This is a genomic window from Aquabacterium sp. G14 (genome assembly GCF_037482285.1).
Classification (GTDB): Bacteria; Pseudomonadota; Gammaproteobacteria; order Burkholderiales; family Burkholderiaceae_C; genus Aquabacterium.
Window position 1 is genome coordinate 178,321 of the sequence record NZ_JBBEYB010000006.1, and the last position, 21,334, is coordinate 199,654.

A 21,334-nucleotide genomic window follows, 5' to 3' on the forward strand; every position below is an offset into this window, starting at 1 on the left:
GCGCCACGCATGACGCCCATCGCTGAAAGCATCCCGGCCGCTCAGGCGACCAACAAGTCCGCCAGCGGAACGGCCGACACGACGAAGTCCGGGTTGAGCACCTCGGCCTTGCCATAGCGCAGCGGCTCGCCCTGCAGTGTGCAGACATGTCCACCGGCGGCCTCGACCACCGCTTGGGCAGCGGCCGTGTCCCACTCACAGGTCGGCCCCAGGCGCGGGTAGACATCGGCCGCCCCTTCGGCAATGCGGCAGAACTTCAAGGAACTGCCCGCCTGCACCAGCTCATGGTGCCCCATGCGGGCGATCAAGGCCCGCGTGGCCTCGTTCAGGTGGCTCTTGCTGGCCATCACCCGCAGCGCCAGCCCGCCCTCACGTGGCACGGCCACCTGGATGCGCTGAGCCGCCGACTCGGCCGACACGCGTCGGAAGGCGCCGACGCCTTTCGCCCCCCAGTAGCTCACCCCTTGAGCGGGCACCGTGACGACCCCCAGCACAGGGCGGCCTCGCTCGACCAAGGCAATGTTGACCGTGAACTCGCCATTGCGCGCCACGAACTCCTTGGTGCCATCGAGCGGGTCCACCAGCCAGAAACGTTCGGCCGAACGCGCGCCCTCGTCGGGCACGCAGCCTTCCTCGGACACGATGGGGATGTCCGGCGTCAGGGCTTGCAGGCCCGTCAAGATGCGCTCATGCGCCGCCAGGTCGGCCGCGGTCAATGGACTTGCATCGGCCTTGTGCATCACGGCGGTCGGACCGCCGTTGTAGATGGCCATGATGTCCCCCCCGGCCGCTTCGGCCAAGGCCACCACCGAGGGCACCAGCGCCATCAGCGCATCCGTTTGTGCTGCCTGCATTGCCACGCCTCCCGAGTTCACGCCTGACCCGCCTGTTGCAAACGCCACATCTCCGCATAGCGCCCGTTGGCCGCCAGCAGATGCGGGTGCGTGCCGCGCTCGATGATGCGCCCGTGCTCCATGACCAAAATCTCGTGCGCGTGCACGATGGTGGACAGGCGGTGCGCGATCACCAGCACCGTCTTGCCCTGGGCCACCGTGGCCAGCTCGGCCTGGATGGCGCGCTCGTTGGCCGAATCCAGCGCCGAGGTCGCCTCGTCGAACACCAGCACCGGCGGGTTCTTCAGCAGCGTACGCGCGATCGCCACACGCTGCTTCTCGCCGCCCGACAGCTTCAAGCCCCGCTCACCCACCATGGTGTCGTAGCCCTTGGGCGTGCCGCTGATGAAATCGTGGATGCGCGCCGCCTGGGCCGCGGCCACCACCTCGTCGTGGGTCGCGTCCGGCCGGCCATAGGCGATGTTGTAGGCCACTGTGTCGTTGAACAGCACCGTGTCCTGCGGCACGATGCCGATGTGGCGACGCAAGCTGTCCTGCGTGAGGCTGCGCACATCGTGGCCATTGACCGTGATGCGCCCGCCTTGCACGTCATAAAAGCGGTACAGCAGCCGCGCCAGCGTGGACTTGCCCGAGCCCGAGGGGCCCACCACCGCCACCGTCTGCCCCGCCGGGATCTCAAAGCTCAGGTCGTGCAAGATGGGCCGGTTGGGGTCATAGGCAAACTGCACCTGGTCAAACCGCACCGAAGGCGGCCCCTTGAGCAGCAGCGGCCGCGCATCGGGCGCATCGGCCACTTCGCGCTCGCGCGCCATCAGCGTGAACATCTTGTCCAGGTCGGTGAGCGACTGCTTGATCTCGCGGTAGATCACGCCCAGGAAGTTCAACGGGATGTAGAGCTGGATCATGAAGGCGTTGACCATGACCAGATCACCCACCGTCATGCGGCCGGCGACCACACCCTCGGTGGCGCGCCACAGCATGGCGATCAGGCCGATGGCGATGATGGTCTGCTGCCCCGTGTTCAACAGCGACAGCGAGCGTTGCGACTTCAAGGCCGCCCGGCGCAGGCGCTCCAGCGACTCGTCATAACGCCGTGTCTCGAACGCCTCGTTGTTGAAGTACTTCACCGTTTCGTAGTTCAGCAGCGAGTCCACCGCCCGCGTGTGCGCCTTCGAGTCCAGCTCGTTCATCTCACGGCGAAAGCGCGTGCGCCACTGCGTCACCGTCACGGTGAAGGCGATGTAGACCACCAACGCCGTCAACGTGATCCAGGCAAACGCCGCGTCGAACTTCGTGCCCAGCAAGGTCAGCACCAGCGTGACCTCGATCAGCGTGGGGATGATGCTGTAGAGCGAGTACGAGATCAGCGAGTGCACCGCCCGCGTGCCGCGCTCGATGTCGCGCGTCATGCCCCCGGTCTGGCGCTCCAGGTGAAAGCGCAGGCTCAGTGCATGCAGGTGCCCGAACACCTGCAGCGAGATGCGCCGCGCGGCCCCCTCGGTGGCCTTGGCAAACACCAGCTCGCGCAGCTCGGTGAACAGCGAGGTGGACAGGCGCAACAGCCCATAGGCCACCAGCAGGCCCACCGGCACGACCAGCAGGGCCTGCGCGCCGCCCGCCTTCGGGGCCAAGGTGTCCACCAAGTCTTTGAGCAAGAGGGGCACGCCCACATTGGCCAGCTTGGCGCCCACCATGAAGGCCAGCGCCAGCATCACGCGGCCCTTGTAGGCCCACAGGTAGGGCCACAGGCGGGCCAGCGTATCGCGTTCGGAGCGGGGCTGATCTGTGACGGAGTGCGGGTTTTCACCGGCGGGCGGCGAAGCGTAGCGTCGCATTCTGGAACAATGCCTGATTGAGTTCGAAACGTCGATTGTCGACCCTGATTGATCATGACCCTCACGCCCAAGCCCAATATCCTCATGTGCCCCCCGGATCTGCACCCCGAGATGGAGTTGTTGATGCGCGTGGTGCCCATGCCCTCGGATGCCAATGGCAATGGCGACATCTTTGGCGGCTGGATCATGGCCCAGGTGGACCTGGCCGGCTCCATCTTGCCGGGCATCGTCTCGCGTGGGCGCATCGCCACCGTGGCCGTCAACCAATTCACTTTCAAGCAGGCCGTCTCGGTGGGCGATGTGGTCTCGCTCTATGGCCGCGTCGAGAAAATCGGCCGCACCTCCATCACCGTGCACATGGAAGTCTGGGCCGAGCGCAATCCCAGCCAGCCGCAGCTCTTCAAGGTCACCGAGGCCAACATCACCTACGTGGCCATCGACCTGGACGGCAAGCCCCGCCCCATCAACCCTGAGCAAGCTTGATGCGGCGCAAGCCCGCGCGCCTGTGCGGGCACTGCGTCTGTGAGAGCATCCCGCCATGGACGCCCTGATTTCCACGCCCCCTCACCTGGCCCCCAACGCCTTGCGCGAACAGGGCTGGGCCGTCATCCAGCCGGAAGACCTGCTGAATTGGCTGCATGCCGACATGGCCGCCGCCGACACCGTGCACGCCAGCTGGTCTGATCTGCCCCCCGACACCCACCTGCGCGATGGCGGGGCCTATCGCTTTCGCCGCCACAGCTGCTTCACGCTGGACACCGCCACAGGCGAACTGGCCCAGACGCCGCACCGCGCGCACTGGCAGCCAGTCACCTACAACGCCTTGCATGGGGGCTTCGAGCGTTGGTTCGAGCCTGTCGACCCTGCCATCTGCGCACACCCGCTGTGGCAAGCCCTGCTGCGCCAGATTGGTCAGCTGATCGCCCAGGCCAAGCCGGTGCCGATGTGGTTCATCGAGGCGCACCAGTTCCGCGTCGACACGGCCGGCGGCATTGGCCGCCCCACGCCGGAAGGCGCACACCGCGATGGCGTGGACTTTGTGGCCGTGCTGATGCTGGAGCGCCATGCCATCAAGGGGGGCGAAACCCGCGTCTTCGAGGCGGAGGGGCCACGCGGTGTGCGCTTCACACTGCAACGCCCCTGGAGCACCGTGCTGCTCGACGACGAGCGGGTGATCCACGAAACCTCACCGATCCAGCCGCTCGACGGCCATGGCTGGCGCGACACGCTGGTGCTGACCTTCCGCCAGGGCGGCTTCCAGAGCGAGACCTGAGCCCCCTCGGACTGCGCCTCACAGCTGCTTGTGCCAGTCCTTGTGCAACAGCTGGCGGGGCGGCTCGCTGTCGGCCATCACCACGCGATCCCGGCCGGTGCGCTTGGCCACATACAGCGCCTGATCGGCGCGAGACACCACGCTGGCCCAATCCTCATCGGCCTGCAAACTGCGTGCAGCGCCAATGCTCACGGTCACAGAGAACGTGGTGTCCAGCGGTAGCACCGGGTGGGTCGCCACCACCTGCCTCAGCCGCTCCCCGACCTGGCTCAAGCGTTCGGGTTCGGTGCTGTCGAGCACCACCAAAAACTCCTCGCCACCAATGCGTCCGACCCGATCTCCGTCGCGCAGATGCTGGCGCAAGAGTTGCGCCACCTGGGTCAGCACCTCATCGCCCACGGCATGACCATGACGGTCGTTGATGGACTTGAAATGATCCACGTCGCACATGAGCAGACACAAGGGTTGGCGCTGCTGACGTCGGTCATCGTGCAGACGCTCCAGATGCGACAGGATGGCGCGCCGGTTGAGCAAGCCAGTGAGGGCATCACGGCTGGCCATGTCGGCCAACTGTCGCTCCATCCGCTTGCGATCGGTGATGTCCAAGATGGTGCCCACCAGGCCGCTGACCTGGCCATCGGCATCTCTGAGCACCGTCTTGTAAAAAATGACGTCCAGCCGCTCGCCCGAAGGGGTCTGGACCTGAGACTCGTAGCGCTGGTTCTCGCCCGCGCTCATCAAGGCCTCGTCGGCCTCGAAATAGACCTGCGCCAGATCAGGTGGCGACAGGTCGTACACCGACTTGCCCACCACCTCGGCCGGCGTACGGCCGAGCAAAGCCGTGAAGGCCTCGTTGCACCCGCGATAGACACCGGCCCGGTCTTTGAAAAAAACGGGCATCGGCAACGCGTCCAGCACGGACTGGATCACATCGGGGGACAGGTGAGACAGGAACAAAGGCCGCCATCCATGGCGTGCGCAAGCCGCACGGTCCGGAGATTATGACCCTGGTGCCCTACTCTAACCAACCGCGGGTTTGACCTTGATCATCAAACGGTCAGCATTTGGAGAAGTCGGGCTTGCGCTTTTCCATCACGGCGCTGATGGCTTCCTTGGTCGCAGGGCCGCGCAACAGGGCGCCAAACTGCTGCAATTCGGCCAACATCACCGCGTGCAGAGCCTCGGTGTTGCTCTGACGCATGAGAGCCTTGCTCACGCGCAGCGAGGTGGCGGGCTTGGCGGCCAGCTTGGCGGCCTGAGCCTGAGCGTAGGCATTGACCTCGGTGGGCGGCAGCACGCGGTTGACCAGGCCCATCTCCTGCGCATCTTCGGCCGAGAAGGGCTCACCGAACAGCAGCTTCTCCGCAGCGCGCTGGTAACCCACGATCTGGGGCAACAACAGGCTGGAGCCCGCTTCCGGGCACAGGCCCAGGTTCACGAACGGCAGGCTGAAGCCCGCGTTGTCACCGGCATAGACCAGGTCGCAGTGCAGCAGCAAGGTCGTGCCGATGCCCACAGCCGGGCCGGCCACGGCCGCGATCAAGGGCTTGGGGAAGTCGCGCAGGATGTTGAGGAAGCGCACGACCGGCGCCGGCTCAGCCCCCGGGCTCATGTCGGGCGGGTTGCTCAGGAAGTCAGCCAGGTCGTTGCCCGCCGTGAAGCACGTCGGATCACCCTGGATCACGGCCACCCGCACGGTGTCATCGGTGGCGGCCTCTTCCAGCGCCTGGGCCAGTGCGGTGTACATCGCCCGTGTGATGGCGTTCTTCTTGTCCAGACGGTGGAAGGTCAGGGTCAGGATGCCGCCTTCGCGGTTCGACAAAATGGCGTCGCTCATGGATGGTTCCTCGGGAGCAGAAAGGGGTGTCAAGAATCAGCCTGAGCGATGGGCATCACGCCCAGCCAGCCCAAGCTGTGCGCCCAACCCTTGGGGCCGGTACGCGTGTGAAAGAAATCAAAGTGGCCCACCGTCGCCGCGCCCACATCTTTCGGATGCAGGGTGAGGTAGCGCACCGATGCACCAGTGTAGAGGCGATGAATGGCCTCCACCCCGCGGCGATGCGCCATCTTGTCATCGGTGAACAGCACCGCCGTGATGGGCTGGCGCACGGCCGCATAGGCCTCGCGCACATGCGGCCCCTCGACGCAGCAAAAGTCCGGTGACGCGCACCAGCGCTTCCACTGCGCCACGATGCCGCGCGGCAGGTCCCCCACGGCATTGAGGCGCTTGCCCGCGAAATAGCCGTGACGCGCCACGCTCAGCGGCACGATCACATGCCAGAACAGCAACATGCCGTAGCGCAGCGGCCGCGCCAGTTGGGACACGTGCCCACTGCCACTGCCCAGCGTCACCACATGGTCGATCTGCGGCAACTGCGGCATCAGCCCATACAGGATGCCGCCCATGCTGTGGCCGAACCAGCTGATGGGCAGATCCGGATGGCGACTGACGGCGCACCGCATGATCGCAGGCGCATCGTGCACGGGCCAGTCGATCAGCTTGGCACGGTAGCGGCGCAAATCGGCCGGGGCCGAAGCCCCCATGCCACGCCAGTCGACCGTGTAGACCACACAGCCGTGTGCGCTGAGCCAACGGGCATAGCGCTCGTAAAAGCTCTGCGGCACGCCCAGCGCCGGCCCGATGATGACCACGCGCTGCAACGCCACCGACGCATCGGCGGGTCGATAACAGCGTGCGGCCAGTGTGTGGCCATCGTCGGTGTGAAGCGTCAGGTGTTCCATACAGCTCTCAAGAAAAAGCCCGCACGAGGGCGGGCTTTCTCAGGCGTTGAACGCAGGGCTGCCGATTACAGGCTGTCCACGCGCTCGAAGATGCCGGCAGCGCCTTGGCCGGTGCCGATGCACATCGTCACCATGCCGTACTTGCCGCCAGTGCGACGCAGACCGTGCACCACGGTGGCCGCGCGGATGGCACCGGTCGCGCCCAGGGGGTGACCCAGAGCGATCGCGCCGCCCATCGGGTTCACCTTGGCACGGTCCAGCACGTGGCCCTTGCTGTCCAGGTCCTTCAACACGGCCAGGGATTGGGCAGCGAACGCTTCGTTCAGCTCCACCCAGTCCATGTCCGAAGCCTTCAGGCCGGCGTACTCCAGGGCCTTGGGAATGGCTTCGATCGGGCCGATGCCCATGATCTCGGGCGGCACGCCCTTGACGGCGAAGGCCACGAACTTGGCCAGCGGCTGCAGACCGTACTTCTCGCAGGCTTCCTTGGAAGCCAGGATCAGGCAGCCAGCGCCATCGGAGGTTTGCGACGAGTTACCGGCCGTGACCGAACCCTTGGCCGCGAACACAGGACGCAGCTTGGCCAGACCTTCCATCGAGGTGTCAGGACGGGCGCCTTCGTCACGGGTGATGACCTTCTTGGAGACGGTCACTTCGCCGGTTTCGAGGTTGGGCGTGCGCACTTCGACTTCGATCGGGGTGGTTTCGGCATCGAACCAGCCAGCCTGTTGGGCGGCGATGGCGCGACGGTGCGATTCCACGGCGAAAGCGTCTTGCTCTTCGCGGGTGACACCCCACTGTTCGGCCACCTTCTCGGCGGTCATGCCCATGCCGTAGGCGATGCCGACGTTCTCGTCGAGGTTCACCACAGCGGGGTTGAACGAAGGCTTGGCGCCGCCCATGGGAACCATGGACATCGATTCCACGCCGCCGGCGATCATGACCTCGGCTTCACCGACGCGGATGCGGTCGGCGGCCATCGACACGGCGGTGATACCGGCCGCGCAGAAGCGGTTCACGGTGGCACCGGCCACGGTCTTGGGCAGACCCGACAGCAGCGTGGCGATCTTGGCCACGTTCATGCCTTGTTCGCCTTCGGGCATCGCGCAGCCGACGATGGCGTCTTCGATGGCAGCCGGATCCAGGGTCGGAACCTGCTTGAGGGCGTTCTTGATGGTCGCAACCAGCAGATCGTCCGGACGGGTGTTCTTGAACACGCCGCGGCCAGACTTGCCGATCGGGGTGCGGGTGGCGGCGACGACGTAAACGTCACGAAGTTGCTTGGACATTGTGTGTGTCTCCGATCGATCAGTTGCGGACAGGCTTGCCGGTCGACAGCATGCCCATGATGCGTTCTTGCGTCTTGGGGTTGTCCAGCAGCGTGCAGAAGTGCTTGCGCTCCAGGGCGTGCAGGTATTCCTCGCTCACCAGGGTGCCGGCATCGACGTCACCGCCAGTCAGCACATCGGCGATGCACGAGCTGATGTAGTAGTCGTGTTGCGAGATGAAGCCACCGTCACGCATGTTGATCAGCGACGACTGCAGCGTGGCCTTCACGTTGCGGCCAGCCACCGGGAACAGCTTCTTGGCCGGGGCACGGTAGCCGGACTCGAACATGGCCTTGGCCTGGGCGATGGCCACATACAGCAGCTCGTCCTTGTTGGCCACGATCACGTCACCGTCGATCAGGTAACCGAACTTCTTGGCTTCGATGGCGGAGGTCGCCACCTTGGCCATGGCGGCAGCCTGGAAGCCTTCCTTGACGAAGCCCATCAGCTCGCCACCGATCTGGCCGGACACGCCCTTGGACGGCTCCAGCAGCTCGGCTGCACGGCGAGCCAGGTAGGCCAGGCCACCGCCGCCGGGGATCAGACCCACGCCGACTTCGACCAGACCCACATAGCTTTCCATCGCAGCAACGCGCTTGGAAGCGTGGACAGCCAGCTCACAGCCACCGCCCAGTGCCAGACCGTGCACAGCGGCCACGCTCGGCACGTTGCTGTAGCGCAGGTTCAGCATGAAGTCTTGCAGGGCCTTCTCGAACGGTGCCACGGCCTTGCCGCCGCCGCTCATGAAGGCAGGCATCATCGACTGCAGGTCGGCGCCGGCCGAGAACGGACCGTCTTGCGACCAGATCACCAGGCCCTTGTAGCCGGCTTCGGCGATTTCCAGACCCTTGGCCAGGCCATTGGTCACGCCTTCGCTGATGGTGTGCATCTTGGACTTGATCGAAGCGATGACCACTTCGTCGTCCAGGGTCCACAGGCGGATGGAGGCGTCTTCGAACAGGGTCTTGCCCGCGGTGGCAGCGTTCGGGGCGTTGGAGCCCAGCACGCTTTCGCGGAAGTACTGACGCTTGTAGACGGGCAGGTCGCGCACGGGCACGTACTTGCCAGCCTTGGGCGACCAAGAGCCTTCGGAGGTGTGCACACCCTCGCGGCCGTCGAACACCCAGGCGGGCAGCGGGGCCGACGACAGGGCCTTGCCGGCGTCGATGTCGGCCTGCACCCATTCAGCCACTTGCTTCCAGCCGGCTTCTTGCCACAGCTCGAAGGGGCCTTGCTTGGCGCCGAAGCCCCAGCGCATGGCGAAGTCGATGTCGCGAGCGGACTCGGCGATGGACTCCAGCGTGACAGCGGCGTAGTGGAAGCCGTTGCGCAGGATGGCCCACACGAACTGGGCTTGCGGGTTGGTGGACTCACGCAGGGCCTTCAGACGCTCGGCAGCGGGCTTCTTCAGGATCTCAGCGACTTCCTTGTCGCACTTGCCGCCAGCGGCGACGTACTCACCCGTGGCTGCATTGAACTGCAGGATGTCCTTGCCGACCTTCTTGAAGAAACCGGCCTTGGTCTTTTGACCGAAGTTGCCCATCTCCAGCAGCTTGGTCAGTGCAGCAGGCGTCTCGAACGCGGCCGAGAACACGTCGTCACGGGCACCGTTTTGCAGCGTCTTGATGACGTGCGCCATCGTGTCCAGACCCACCACGTCGGCGGTACGGAAGGTGGCCGACGAAGCGCGGCCCAGCTTCTTGCCGGTCAGGTCGTCAACGATGTCATAGCCCAGGCCCGAACGCTCGACTTCGCGGAAGGTCAGCATCATGCCGGCCACGCCCACGCGGTTGGCGATGAAGTTGGGGGTGTCGTAAGCGCGGATGACGCCCTTGCCGACCACGGAGGCCGAGAAGGTTTCCAGCTGGTCGACCACCTCGGGAGCGGTGAACTCCGTGGGGATCAGCTCCAGCAGGTGCATGTAGCGGGGGGGGTTGAAGAAGTGGATGCCCAGGAAGCGCGAACGCAGCTGCTCAGGCAGCACGTTGGCCATGGCCGTGATGGACAGGCCCGAGGTGTTCGTGGCCAGGATGGCCTTGTCGTTGACGAACGGCGCGATCTTCTTGTAGAGATCTTCCTTCCAGTCCAGACGCTCGGCGATGGCTTCGATGATCAGGTCGCAACCACGCAGCTCTTCGAGGTGCTCTTCGTAGTTGGCTTGCTGGATCAGGGCGGCGTCTTCGGCCACGCCCAGGGGCGCCGGCTTCATTTTCTTCAGGTTTTCGACGGCCTTGGTGACGATGCCGTTCTTCGGGCCTTCCTTCGCAGGCAGGTCGAACAGCACGACCGGCACCTTGACGTTGACCAGGTGGGCCGCAATCTGGGCACCCATCACGCCGGCGCCGAGCACGGCCACCTTGCGCACGTTGAATTGACTCATGTTCTCTCCTAGGGGAACTCAAATGAATGGAGATGGATGAAGGGAGGTGGGCACCCCACCTCCCTTGAACAGCCTGTTGATTAGAACAGGGCTTCGTCCATTTCCATCAGGGGCTTCAGACCGGCCTTGGCGGTGATCATCGCGGTTTCGACTTCCGGCACCAGCTTGGCGAAGTAGAAACGGGCGGTGGCCAGCTTGGCGGTGTAGAACTTGTCGCCGGAATCTTGCTTTTCCAGAGCGATCTTGGCCATGCGGGCAAAGAAGTAGGCGTAGACCATGTGGCCGACCACGCGCAGGTAGTCGACGGCAGCAGCGCCGACTTCGTCGGGGTTCTGCATGCCCTTCATGCCGATTTCCATCGTGAAGGCTTGCACCTTCTTGCCCAGCTCGCCCAGGGGCACGGTGAACTCTTGCATCGCAGCGTTGTCGGCGTTTTCCTTCACGAAGGAAGACACCAGCTTGCCGAACTTGGTCAGCTTGGCGCCAGCGTCGCCCAGCACCTTGCGGCCCAACAGGTCCAGCGATTGCACGGTGTTCGTGCCTTCGTAGATCATGTTGATGCGGGCGTCACGCACGAACTGCTCCATGCCCCACTCGTGGATGAAGCCGTGGCCGCCGAAGACCTGTTGGCAATGCACGGTGGCCGCCCAGGCGTTGTCGGTGATGAAGGCCTTCACGATCGGGGTCAGCAGGGCGACGATGTCGTCGGATTCCTTGCGAACGGCTTCGTCAGGATGGTTGTGAGCCTTGTCCAGCTCGATGGCCACGAAGTACACCAGGGCGCGGGCGCCTTCGGCGTAAGCACGGGCGGTCAACAGCATCTTGCGCACGTCGGGGTGCACGATGATGGGGTCGGCAGCCAGGTCAGGGCGCTTGGCACCCGACAGGGCACGCATCTGCACGCGGTCCTTGGCGTAGTTGACAGCGTTTTCGTAGGCCACTTGGGTCAGACCCAGAGACTGGTTGCCCACACCCAGACGGGCGCCGTTCATCATCACGAACATGGCGGGCAGACCGCGGTGGGGCTGGCCCACCAGGGTGCCGATGGCACCGTCCAGCACGATCTGGGCCGTGGCGTTGCCATGGATGCCCATCTTGTGCTCCAGGCCACCGCAGTACACGCCGTTGCGAGCACCCAGCGAGCCGTCGGCGTTCACCAGGAACTTCGGCACGACGAACAAGGAGATGCCCTTCGAACCAGCAGGCGCGTCCGGCAGGCGGGCCAGCACCAGGTGGACGATGTTGTCGGCCATGTCGTGCTCACCGGCCGAGATGAAGATCTTCTGGCCCGTGATCTTGTAGGTGCCGTCGCCTTGCGGCTCGGCCTTGGTGCGCAGCAGGCCCAGGTCGGTACCGCAGTGCGGCTCGGTCAGGCACATGGTGCCGGTCCACTCGCCGGAGGTCAGCTTGGGCAGGAAGGTCTTCTTCTGCTCGTCGGAGCCGTGGGCTTCCAAGCAGGCATGCGCGCCGTGGCTCAGGCCAGGGTACATGGTCCAGGCCTGGTTGGCCGAGTTCAGCATTTCATAGATGGCCTGATTGACCAGGAGAGGCAGGCCCTGGCCGCCCCACTCCGGATCCGCCGACAGGGCCGACCAGCCGTTTTCGGTGTACTGCTTGTAGGCTTCCTTGAAGCCATCGGGCGTCTTGACCTCGTGGGTTTCCTTGTTCAGGACGCAGCCTTGGGTGTCGCCCACCAGGTTCAGCGGCGCCAGCACTTCAGAGGCGAACTTGCCGCCCTCTTCCAGCACGGCATTGACGGTGTCGGCGTCCAGATCACCGTAAGCGGGGATCGTTTTCAGTTCGTCAACAGCGCCCAGCAGTTCGTGGATCACGAATTGCATGTCGCGCAGAGGGGGGGTGTAAGAAGGCATCGTGAAGCTCCTCGGTCAGAAAGGCACGTTTACAAGAAATACCTGATCTTTAAGCCAGGCGATCGGGGGGTCAAACAGGGGCGGCGCCCAAGGGCACCGCCACAGGTGATGGGACGTGGGACGCCTCTTGCGCGTAGTACTGCACCACACGCTCGAACGCCACACGGGCCCGGTCCACGGCTCCCGCAGAGCGCAGGAACCGCGCATCATGATGGAGCGAGAGAATCAGGCCGTGGATCTCGAACAGCATTTGCATCGGGTCGGTGTCGGCACGCAGGTGGCCCAGGTCAATGGCCTGCTGGATGGCCTTGTTCAAGGCGCCATGCCACAGTAGCACCATGCTGGCGAGGGCGTCGCGCACCGGGCCAGGACGGTCGTCAAACTCGACCGCCCCGCTGATGTAAATGCAGCCGGAATCGATTTCCGTGGCGACCTTGCTCACCCAATTCTTGATCAGGGCGCGCAAACGCGGCAGACCGCGAGGCTGACGCATGGCCGGACGGAACACCTCTTCCTCGAACCGTTCATGGTATTCGCGGATGACGGAGATCTGCAACTCCTCGCGGGAACCGAAGTGCGCGAAGACGCCGGACTTGCTCATGCCGGTGACTTCGGCCAAGGCCCCGATCGACAAACCTTCGATGCCCATCTGAGCCGCCAGGCTCAACGCCGCATCCAGGATGGCCGCACGGGTCTGCTGGCCCTTGTGCGCACCGCGCCCACGCTCACGCACGGCCTCATGGGCTGGCTTGGCGTCGGAGGGGGTCACAGTGGCCACGGCATTTCCTCAAAATAAAACGAACGGTCGTGCTATTTTGCAGAAAATGATGGCGGCTGTGTGAAGTCCGTGAAAAAAAAGTGGGCACTGTTGGCTCTTCCCCCCATCCTCGGGGGATGAGGCCTCTTTGCCAACCCCGGGTTGCCCCTTGGTGAGCACCGAGCCGCGCGGCGTACGGGCGGCAACATCTTGAGAATGTCACACAAGATGTTCTATCCTGTGGCCATCTTCGCCTGAATGAGGGCTGTATGGACGTGCTGCAACTTGACGTGTCAGGTCGTCCGCAGGCCTGGCTGTCGGCCAGGGATGCGGCACTGCTGTATGCCACCGATGCGGTCGCCTGGACGATTGGCGACCCGTTCACGGTGCTGCGAGGCGGCATCCAGCGGCACTCGGGCCTGCCCTCACGCCTGCCGCTGCACCCCATCGTCGCGGTGCGGGGCAGCATCCCCAACCGGGCCTGGCGTCAGGAGCCCGCGCTCTCCAACCCCAAGCTGTTCGCACGTGACCGGCACCTGTGCGCCTACTGCGGCCAGCGTTTTGCCTACGACGATCTCACACGCGAGCACATCGTGCCCACCTCACGCGGCGGGGCCGACAGCTGGCGCAACTGCATCACCGCTTGCCGCAGCTGCAATGGCCGCAAGGGCAACCGCACGCCGGACGAGCTGAACTGGTCGTTGTATTACCTGCCCTACGTGCCCAGCTTGCATGAGGACATGATCCTGCGTGGGCGACGCATCCTGGCCGATCAGATGGACTTCCTCCTGGCCAGCGTGCCGCCCCACAGCCGGCTGCGGCATGCGCTCAGTTGAACCGCGGCAGGGTCAGGCTTTGCGCGGACCGGGTTGGCCGCGCTCGATCACGTAGCGGGCCTGGGTGCGCAAGCGGCTATCGGCGCGCACCGGGTGGGGCGTGCTGCGAAACTCGCACATCACCTGTCGCGGGGTGATGTCCAGCAGCACATAGCCGCGCTCGTCGCCACGCACGTGCAGCAAGTCCGGGTTGCTGCGCTTGACCCAGCTGCTCATCAGTTCGCTCAACCCTCTGCTGCTGACCGAGCTGGTCACAATCTCGCTGGCGATGACGGGAGAGGCCGGATCAGCCGGGTCCAGGCGCAAGTTGGCGGCCACGTGGCGATGCACGTCCCCTCCCAGGCACACCACATCGGGCACGCGGGGCTGGGCAATGGCTTCGGTCAGGCGCCGGCGTGCCGCCGGATAGGCATCCCAGCCATCGGCATAGAGCAAGGGCCCCAAAGGTGAGCGCAGCACCCCCGGCGAAATCTGAGAGGACTGCACGATGAACTTCCAGTCACAGACACTGGCGGCCAGTTGGGCCGCGAGGTCATACCCCTGGCTCTGGCCCAGCATGGTGCGTTCGGGTGCCTGCGCCGCGTCACACTGCCACAGCAACTTGCCTTGCATGGGGGCGTGGCGCCCTGCGCACACCGGCGGGTCGCGAAACTGCCGGGTGTCCACCGTCATCAGATCCACGAGACGGCCCCAGGGATAGCGCCCATGCAAGGGCATGCTGCCCGCGACAGGCGCCCGGTGGGGCGAAAACGGCATGTGCTCGAAATACGCCTGGTATGCCGCCGCGCGTACGGCCAGAAACGCCTGCGGATCCTTCAGGTCAGGGCTGTGCCGTCCGGTGTAATCGGCAGCGACTTCGTGGTCATCCCACACCATCAGCCAGGGGTGGGCGGCATGACAGGCACGCAGGTCAGGATCCAGCTTGTAGGACGCGTAATGCCGGCGGTAATCGGCCAAGGTGCGGCGGTGCAGGTCGGGCATGACGTGCGGGTGACGGCGCACACGTGCGTACGGCTTGGCCTGCGTGCCGTAAATGTAGTCCCCGACGAAAAGCACCAGATCGACATCACTGGCCGCGATTTCGCGGTGCACGGTGTAGAAGCCCGTTTCGTAATGCTGGCACGAGGCCAAAGCCACACGCATGCGGGTGTTGCGCTCGCCGGGATCGGGGGCCGTGCGGGTGCGCCCCACCGGACTGCGCTGGCCGCCCGCCTCAAAGCGGTAATAGCAAGGCTGCCCCGAAGGCAAGCCCTTCACCTCAACGCGCACACTGTGTGCGGCCGCCGGATCCGCCACGGCGCTGCCGGTTTGCAGCACGCGGCTGAAACGGGCATCGGATGCCACCTCCCAGCGCACGGGCACGGCCTGCGCAGGCATGCCGCCATCGGCCTGCAGAGGCAGGGGCGCCAAACGCGTCCAGATCACCACCGAATCAGGGCGCGGCTCGCCACTGGCGACACCGAGGGTGAACACCTCGGCAGCGGTCTGCCAGCCTCCCTGAGGCGGCTGCTGGCCTCGCGCCTGCGCTTGCTGGGCACACACCTGCTGCCAAGCCAGGGCTGCAGCAAGACGACTGAGATGAGAAAACAGGGCACGACGTTGCATGAAGGCGCCGATTATGCGATGCCCGCCAGCCGGACTGCCCAAGGCCTCGCCACAAAGGCACAATGAGACTCACCACAGGCAACTGAGAGGAGACAGCCATGACCTCGCGACCACACAGCACCGACCCGTCCGGCGCGCCGGCCCCGGAGTCCCACGCCTTTGCAGGCCTGGGCGCGGGGCTGGGCTTTTTCCAGGACTGGATGAAGGCCGCAGGCGCCGCCCTGCCCGGCCTGTCTGCGCAGGCCAGCACGGCCATGCCTGGCGTACCCGGGGTGCCCGCCTGGTCCGTGCCCACGCTGGACCCCGAAGAGCTGGACAAGCGCATTCAGGAGCTCAAAACCGTTCAGTTCTGGCTGGAGCAGAACAGCCGAATGATCGCCATGACGATCCAGGGACTGGAAGTCCAGAAGATGACCCTGTCGACCCTGCAAGGCATGAACGTCTCGATGGACGCGCTGCGTGACACGCTGAAGGCCCAGCCCAGTGCGCCCAAAGCTGCTGAAGCCCCCGCAGCCGATGCGCCCGCCGAACCCCAAGCGGAACACGCAGCGCAAGACCTCATCAACCCGATGCGCTGGTGGGACGCCTTGACGCAACAGTTCTCGCACCTCGCCAGTCAAGCGTCTCAAACCGCCCAGACCATGGGTCAGAGCGTCGAGGCCTCCATGCAGGACATGATGGCCAAGGCACAGGCTGCCGCGGCACCGACCACCGGTGAGGCACGCGAGCCAGCCGCCGCGAAGCCCCGAGCCCGCAGCGCCGCCACCAAAACAGCGGCACGCAAGACCGCTGCGAGCAAGACCGCTCGCAAGACACCGCCCAAAGCCTGATGCCCTCTGCCGCGCACCCGCTGGGCCTGCGTTGCCTGCATGCCCACGCCACCCACCCTCAAGCCGATCTGGCGCTGGAGCTGGTCTGGGCGCAGCTGGCCTCACAAGGCGCACGCGAGCTCGGCGCCACGCTGGGCTGGTGCTACCTGAGCGATGCACTGGCCCCCGGCGCTGAGGCGATCATGCGCGGGTTGCGCCAGCACCTGCCCGATGTGGCGTGGGTCGGGGCGGTGGGGGCAGGCGTGGCCGCCACGGGCGTCGAGTACCTGGGCGACCCCGCTTTGGCGGTGATGCTGTGCAACCTGCCGCGCGACGACTTCCGCATCTTTCACGGCCGCCACCCGCTTCCCCCGGCACGCCCTTTGAGCCTGCCGCGACAGGGGTGGCATGCGCACGCCGCGCAGGTGCATGCCGATGGGCAAACACCCGACCTCTCCGATCTGCTCCGGGAGCTGGCCGAACGTACCGACTCAGGCTATCTGTTCGGGGGGCTCAGTGCCGGCCAGGCGCACAGCCTTCACCTGGCCGTCGACCCCCACACCCCGGATGCGCACCTCACGCCCCACGACCCCGGCGCGCTGGGCCTGTGGCATGGTGGATTGTCTGGCGTGGCATTCCACCCGCGGGTGCGACTGGTTTCGCGGGTCACTCAGGGATGTGTCCCGATCGGACCACGACGCGAGATCACCGCAGCCGATCGACACCTGGTCTACGAACTGGATGGTCAACCTGCCCTGGCGTGCCTGATGCAGGACCTGGGCGTGAGCGCCCCACTGCGCTCATCCGAATGGCAACACGAAGCCCTGCCCAAAGTCCGCCTGACACTCGCGGGCGTGACCGAAGCCGATGAAAACTTGCTCAGCCACGGATCGCACTTTGGCGCCAACAGCCGGGTTCGCCACCTGATCGGCCTGGATCCGGCTCACCAAGGGGTGGCCCTGAGTGAAGCGGTGGTGCCCGGCATGCAATTGGCATTCTGCCAGCGCGACGCGCACGCGGCCCGACAGGACCTGGTGCGCGCCTGCGCCGAGATTCGCGAAGAGTTCGACCCGAGTGAGCGCCCTGACAGTCTGCCCGTGGGTGCGATTTACGTGAGCTGCACCGGGCGGGGTGGCCCTCACTTCGGGGGGACTCACGCAGAGTTGTCCGTCATCGCCCACGCCCTGGGCGACATCCCTCTGGTGGGCTTTTTTGCATCAGGCGAAATCGCTCGCCATCACCTGCATGGCTACACGGGTGTCCTGACCGTGCTGGGCGGCTGAAACAGACGCATCCTCGCCCACCGCCCCCACAAGCTGGCACATCCTTTCGGGCGGCGCAAGTCAAACCTGACGCGCAACATTCCCAGGGATCACCCGAGAGGTGTTGTCCTAATCGCGACATTCGTCACGAATTCCTAGACTGCGCCATCCCCAGAGCCAGGACGCATGCACGTCCGCCGGGACCCACTCGCTCAGACACCGTTGGAGAGACTCCCATGCGCAAGTTCGCCATCAAAGCCCAGATCCTGGCCCTGGCCAGCCTCCTGCCCATGGCCGCATCAGCCGGCTACTTCCAATGGGAAGCGGTCGAGTTGCCGGCCAGCAGTGGCGCGGCCTGCGGCGACGGTTCGCCCTACCGCTTCTTCGTCAACAAGACCCCGTTCAGCACCAAGACCGTGGTCGTGTTCGAAGGCGGCGGCGCCTGCTGGGATCAGAACGCCTGCGCCGGCAAGGGCGAAGGCCCGCTGGGCCTGTCCATCCTGTCGGCCTCCAATCCCAACGGGGTGCCGGCCGACTACATGACCAATGTGTTCAACATCCTCAACGGCGGCCTCTCTGGCCTGGCCCTGGGTGGTTTGATCACCCCGTTCTCGATGCGTCTGCACCCGCTGCAGTCCGTGCAGACGCAAAGCTGGAACATCGTCTACGCCCCCTACTGCACGGGCGATGTACACACCGGTAACAAGGTCACCGCCTACACCGATGCCGACCCCAGCAAACCCCGCGTGCAATACCACCGCGGCAGCGTCAACGGCTACGCGATGGCCCAGTGGCTGGGCAAGAACTTCAAACAGCCTGCCCAACTGCTGGTGACCGGCTTCTCGGCTGGCGGCGCAGGCTCCACCGCCAACTACAGTTGGCTGCGCACGGCCATGAACCCCAAGAAGTCGGCCCTGCTGGCGGACTCGGGCCCGCTGTTCCAGGTGAACCGCACCGACAGCCCTGAGGTGTCCCCCTCGGTGCACCTGCACAACAAGATCCGCAACGTGTGGGGCCTGGACGGCAGCGATGGCCTGGTCACCAAGCTGCTGACGATGTATCCCTACGCCGGCACGGCCGACAACCTGGGCTCGCTGAGCACCGGCCTGGCCAAGATCTTCCCGCAAGACCGCTTCAACTTCAGCACCTTCCAGCGTGACGGCATCTACTCGGCCTTCTCGTACACCTCCTTCTATCCTGAGATCGCTGCCACCGAATCGGGCGTGCCACGCGACACCCTGCTGAACCAGAAGTGGGTGCCTGAGGTGCAGAAGTGGGTGAACGCCATGAAGCCTTACCCCAACGTCGGCTACTACGTGCCCTATCAGCGCGACCTGCTGAAGTCGCACACCCTGACCACCCTCACGTTCTCGGGCACGGCCATCAAGGAAGCCAACCATGCCAGCCTCAAGGTGGTGGTGGACGACCTGATCGACGGCAAGGGCACCCCGATCCGCGCCTACGAAACCCAAAAGAACGAGCAGAACACCAAGACGCCCGGCACGTTGGACTCGCTGCTGCAGCCCATCTACAAACTGCTGGGCCTGTAAAACAGCCCGAATGGGCGCAGGGACCTCCTGCCCCCGCTCTCCTCAGCCCCACCTGCGCGTGGGGCTTTTTCATGGCGGTGAACTGCCGCACCCCGGACGCCACAGCCCCACCCAATCGAGGGGGAAACCCCGTCAACATCGGTCCAAACGCCCCACAGGCCGACACCCCTGCGGTATAAACACGGCAATTCGAACGGTCGTTTGAAAAGGTCGTTCGAAATCCCACAGACCCACATACCGAGGTGACCCATGCCGCAATACAAGGCCCCTTTGCGCGACGTGCGCTTCCTGCTCAACGAGGTGTTCGACTACCCGGCGCACTACGCCCAGCTGCCCAGCGCCGAAGACGCCACCCCTGACATGGTGGACGCCATCCTGGAAGGCTGCGCCACCTTCTGTGAAGAGGTGCTGGCCCCGCTGAACCTGTCGGGCGACCAGGAAGGCTGCACCATCGCCGACGGCGAGGTCACCACCCCCAAGGGCTTCAAGGAAGCCTATGCCGAGTACGTGGCCGGTGGCTGGCAAGGCCTGTCCCACCCCAAGGAATACGGCGGCCAGGAGTTGCCCATGTCCATGAACCTGCTGAAAGCGGAAATGATGGGCACGGCCAACTGGTCGTTCACCATGTACCCCGGCCTCAGCCTGGGCTGCATGAACACCGTCTTCCAGTTCGGCAGCACCGAACAGAAGAACACCTACATGCCCAAGCTGGTGAGCGGCGAGTGGACCGGCACCATGTGCCTGACCGAGCCCCAGTGCGGCACCGACCTGGGCCAGGTCAAGACCAAGGCTGAGCCCGCTGGCGACGGCACCTACAAGATCACCGGCACCAAGATCTTCATCTCCGCCGGTGAACACGACCTGGCCGAGAACATCGTCCACATCGTGCTGGCCCGCCTGCCCGACGCGCCCAAGGGCACCCGTGGCATCTCGCTGTTCATCGTGCCCAAGTTCCTCATCAACGCCGATGGCTCGCTGGGCGCGCGCAACACGGTCAAGGCCGGCGCGCTGGAGCACAAGATGGGCATCCGTGCCTCTGCCACCTGCGTGATGAACTTCGACGAGGCCGTGGGCTACATGATCGCCGAGCCCAACAAGGGCCTGGAAGCCATGTTCACCTTCATGAACACCGCCCGCATCGGCACCGCCGTGCAGGGCCTGGCCCACGCCGAGCTGTCGTACCAGGGCTCACTGCCCTACGCCAAGGAGCGCCGCTCCATGCGCGCCCTCTCGGGCAAGAAAGACGCCGACCATGTCGCCGACGCCCTGATCTGGCACGCCGATGTGCGCCGCATGCTGCTGACCCAACGCGCCGTGGCCGAGGGTGCCCGCGCCATGATCTACCACGCTGCCAAGTTGGCCGACATGATGGTGGCCGGCGTGGCCGAGGGCAACCAGGCCCAGTACGAGGAATACGACGACAAGCTGGGCTTCTACACCCCCATCTTGAAGGGCTTCATCACCGAGATGGGCCTGGAGTGCGCCAACCTGGGCATGCAGGTGTTCGGTGGTCACGGCTACATCAAGGAACACGGCATGGAGCAGATCGCCCGCGACGCGCGCATCTCCACGCTGTACGAGGGCACGACCGGCATCCAGGCGCTCGACCTGCTGGGCCGCAAGGTGCTGCTGCAAACCCGTGGCAAGTGCATCTTCAACTTCACCAACGAGATGATCGCCCAGGCCAAGCCGCACCTGCTCTCGGGTGGCGCCATCGGCACCATGGCCCGCGCCTGCTTCAAACGCGCCATGCAGTGGAAGGCTCTGACGCTGCGCATCATGCTGCGCGCCAACAAGGACCGCGACATCGTCAGCGCCGCCTGCTACGACTACCTGATGTATTCGGGCTTCGTGATGATGGGCCACTTCTGGCTCAAGCAGGCCCTGGTGGCACAGGACAAGCTGGCCCGCGGCGGAAAGGACTCGAAAGAGTTCTACACCGCCAAGCTGCAGACCGCCGAGTTCTACTTCGAGCGCCTGCTGCCGCGTGCGGACGGCCACAAGAAGTCCATGCTGTCGCCCACCCGCAGCGTCATGCAGATGGACCAGGAACACTTCAGCTTCATCTGATCGCAGCCTGACAGGCGCACACAGCGCTCACAACTGCTTGCAACTTGGCGGCATCGCTGGCACCCCTGTTGGAGGGGAACGCCGCGATGCCGCAGCCCTTTTGCGATAACGTCCCGGGTTCTGCGACCGTGCAAAACGACACGGCCGATCGACACAAACTTT

At 65.1% G+C, this 21,334-nt stretch carries 17 protein-coding genes; 7 read left to right on the forward strand and 10 right to left on the reverse strand.

All coding sequences use genetic code 11. The features are described 5' to 3' along the window. Positions 1 to 41 precede the first annotated feature (41 nt). Together cysQ and WIT60_RS08965 are read right to left on the reverse strand one after the other, a co-directional pair. Positions 42 to 854: a 3'(2'),5'-bisphosphate nucleotidase CysQ gene (cysQ, locus tag WIT60_RS08960; RefSeq protein WP_339583596.1), complete on the reverse strand. Its 813-nt coding sequence runs from the start codon at positions 852 to 854 to the stop codon at positions 42 to 44. A gap of 17 nt (positions 855 to 871) precedes the next feature. Continuing rightward, positions 872 to 2,689, reverse strand: coding sequence for an ABCB family ABC transporter ATP-binding protein/permease (locus WIT60_RS08965; RefSeq protein ID WP_339583597.1), 1,818 nt, complete (start codon positions 2,687 to 2,689; stop codon positions 872 to 874). Between the two features lie 54 nt (positions 2,690 to 2,743). Between WIT60_RS08965 and WIT60_RS08970 the strand changes: the two genes are divergently transcribed. Together WIT60_RS08970 and WIT60_RS08975 are read left to right on the forward strand one after the other, a co-directional pair. Next, the gene (locus tag WIT60_RS08970; protein ID WP_339583598.1) at positions 2,744 to 3,172 is read left to right on the forward strand and encodes an acyl-CoA thioesterase; all 429 of its coding nucleotides are present in this window, start codon (positions 2,744 to 2,746) and stop codon (positions 3,170 to 3,172) included. A 55-nt stretch (positions 3,173 to 3,227) separates the two neighbouring features. Further along, complete coding sequence (locus WIT60_RS08975; RefSeq protein ID WP_339583599.1) at positions 3,228 to 3,962, forward strand: 2OG-Fe dioxygenase family protein; 735 nt, start codon at positions 3,228 to 3,230, stop codon at positions 3,960 to 3,962. An 18-nt stretch (positions 3,963 to 3,980) separates the two neighbouring features. Here WIT60_RS08975 and WIT60_RS08980 read toward each other — a convergent pair whose 3' ends face one another. The 7 genes from WIT60_RS08980 to WIT60_RS09010 form a co-directional block, all read right to left on the reverse strand. Continuing rightward, positions 3,981 to 4,919, reverse strand: a complete 939-nt coding sequence (locus WIT60_RS08980; protein WP_339583600.1) for a GGDEF domain-containing protein — start codon at positions 4,917 to 4,919, stop codon at positions 3,981 to 3,983. A gap of 100 nt (positions 4,920 to 5,019) precedes the next feature. Further along, positions 5,020 to 5,799: an enoyl-CoA hydratase gene (locus WIT60_RS08985; protein ID WP_339583601.1), complete on the reverse strand. Its 780-nt coding sequence runs from the start codon at positions 5,797 to 5,799 to the stop codon at positions 5,020 to 5,022. Positions 5,800 to 5,828: 29 nt separating this feature from the next. Further along, positions 5,829 to 6,704, reverse strand: a complete 876-nt coding sequence (locus WIT60_RS08990; protein WP_339583602.1) for an alpha/beta hydrolase family protein — start codon at positions 6,702 to 6,704, stop codon at positions 5,829 to 5,831. Between the two features lie 65 nt (positions 6,705 to 6,769). Continuing rightward, positions 6,770 to 7,993 (reverse strand): acetyl-CoA C-acyltransferase, encoded by a 1,224-nt coding sequence (locus WIT60_RS08995; protein ID WP_339583603.1) that lies wholly within the window; start codon positions 7,991 to 7,993, stop codon positions 6,770 to 6,772. A 19-nt stretch (positions 7,994 to 8,012) separates the two neighbouring features. Then, positions 8,013 to 10,412 (reverse strand): 3-hydroxyacyl-CoA dehydrogenase/enoyl-CoA hydratase family protein, encoded by a 2,400-nt coding sequence (locus WIT60_RS09000; protein WP_339583604.1) that lies wholly within the window; start codon positions 10,410 to 10,412, stop codon positions 8,013 to 8,015. 80 nt (positions 10,413 to 10,492) lie between these two features. Beyond that, complete coding sequence (locus tag WIT60_RS09005) at positions 10,493 to 12,283, reverse strand: acyl-CoA dehydrogenase C-terminal domain-containing protein (RefSeq protein WP_339583605.1); 1,791 nt, start codon at positions 12,281 to 12,283, stop codon at positions 10,493 to 10,495. A gap of 70 nt (positions 12,284 to 12,353) precedes the next feature. After that, positions 12,354 to 13,061 carry a TetR/AcrR family transcriptional regulator gene (locus tag WIT60_RS09010; protein WP_445207679.1) on the reverse strand — a complete coding sequence of 236 codons (708 nt, stop codon included), beginning with the start codon at positions 13,059 to 13,061 and terminating at the stop codon, positions 12,354 to 12,356. A gap of 248 nt (positions 13,062 to 13,309) precedes the next feature. On the opposite strand from WIT60_RS09010, the gene WIT60_RS09015 reads away from it, so the two are divergent. Next, on the forward strand, positions 13,310 to 13,876 hold the full coding sequence (locus tag WIT60_RS09015; RefSeq protein WP_339583606.1) for an HNH endonuclease: 567 nt from the start codon (positions 13,310 to 13,312) through the stop codon (positions 13,874 to 13,876). A gap of 12 nt (positions 13,877 to 13,888) precedes the next feature. Here WIT60_RS09015 and WIT60_RS09020 read toward each other — a convergent pair whose 3' ends face one another. Beyond that, positions 13,889 to 15,481, reverse strand: coding sequence for an alkaline phosphatase D family protein (locus WIT60_RS09020; RefSeq protein ID WP_339583607.1), 1,593 nt, complete (start codon positions 15,479 to 15,481; stop codon positions 13,889 to 13,891). Positions 15,482 to 15,579: 98 nt separating this feature from the next. On the opposite strand from WIT60_RS09020, the gene WIT60_RS09025 reads away from it, so the two are divergent. The 4 genes from WIT60_RS09025 to WIT60_RS09040 all read left to right on the forward strand — a co-directional run bounded on the left by WIT60_RS09025 (position 15,580) and on the right by WIT60_RS09040 (position 21,172). After that, a complete protein-coding gene (locus WIT60_RS09025) occupies positions 15,580 to 16,311 on the forward strand; it encodes a PhaM family polyhydroxyalkanoate granule multifunctional regulatory protein (protein WP_339583608.1) in 732 nt (243 codons plus the stop codon). Next, positions 16,311 to 17,573 (forward strand): FIST signal transduction protein, encoded by a 1,263-nt coding sequence (locus WIT60_RS09030; RefSeq protein ID WP_339583609.1) that lies wholly within the window; start codon positions 16,311 to 16,313, stop codon positions 17,571 to 17,573. The genes WIT60_RS09025 and WIT60_RS09030 overlap by 1 nt, the downstream gene beginning before the upstream one ends. 215 nt (positions 17,574 to 17,788) lie before the next feature. Next, the gene (locus tag WIT60_RS09035; RefSeq protein ID WP_339583610.1) at positions 17,789 to 19,102 is read left to right on the forward strand and encodes a pectin acetylesterase-family hydrolase; all 1,314 of its coding nucleotides are present in this window, start codon (positions 17,789 to 17,791) and stop codon (positions 19,100 to 19,102) included. Between the two features lie 249 nt (positions 19,103 to 19,351). Beyond that, complete coding sequence (locus tag WIT60_RS09040; protein ID WP_339583611.1) at positions 19,352 to 21,172, forward strand: acyl-CoA dehydrogenase C-terminal domain-containing protein; 1,821 nt, start codon at positions 19,352 to 19,354, stop codon at positions 21,170 to 21,172. The last annotated feature ends 162 nt before the right edge of the window (positions 21,173 to 21,334 follow it).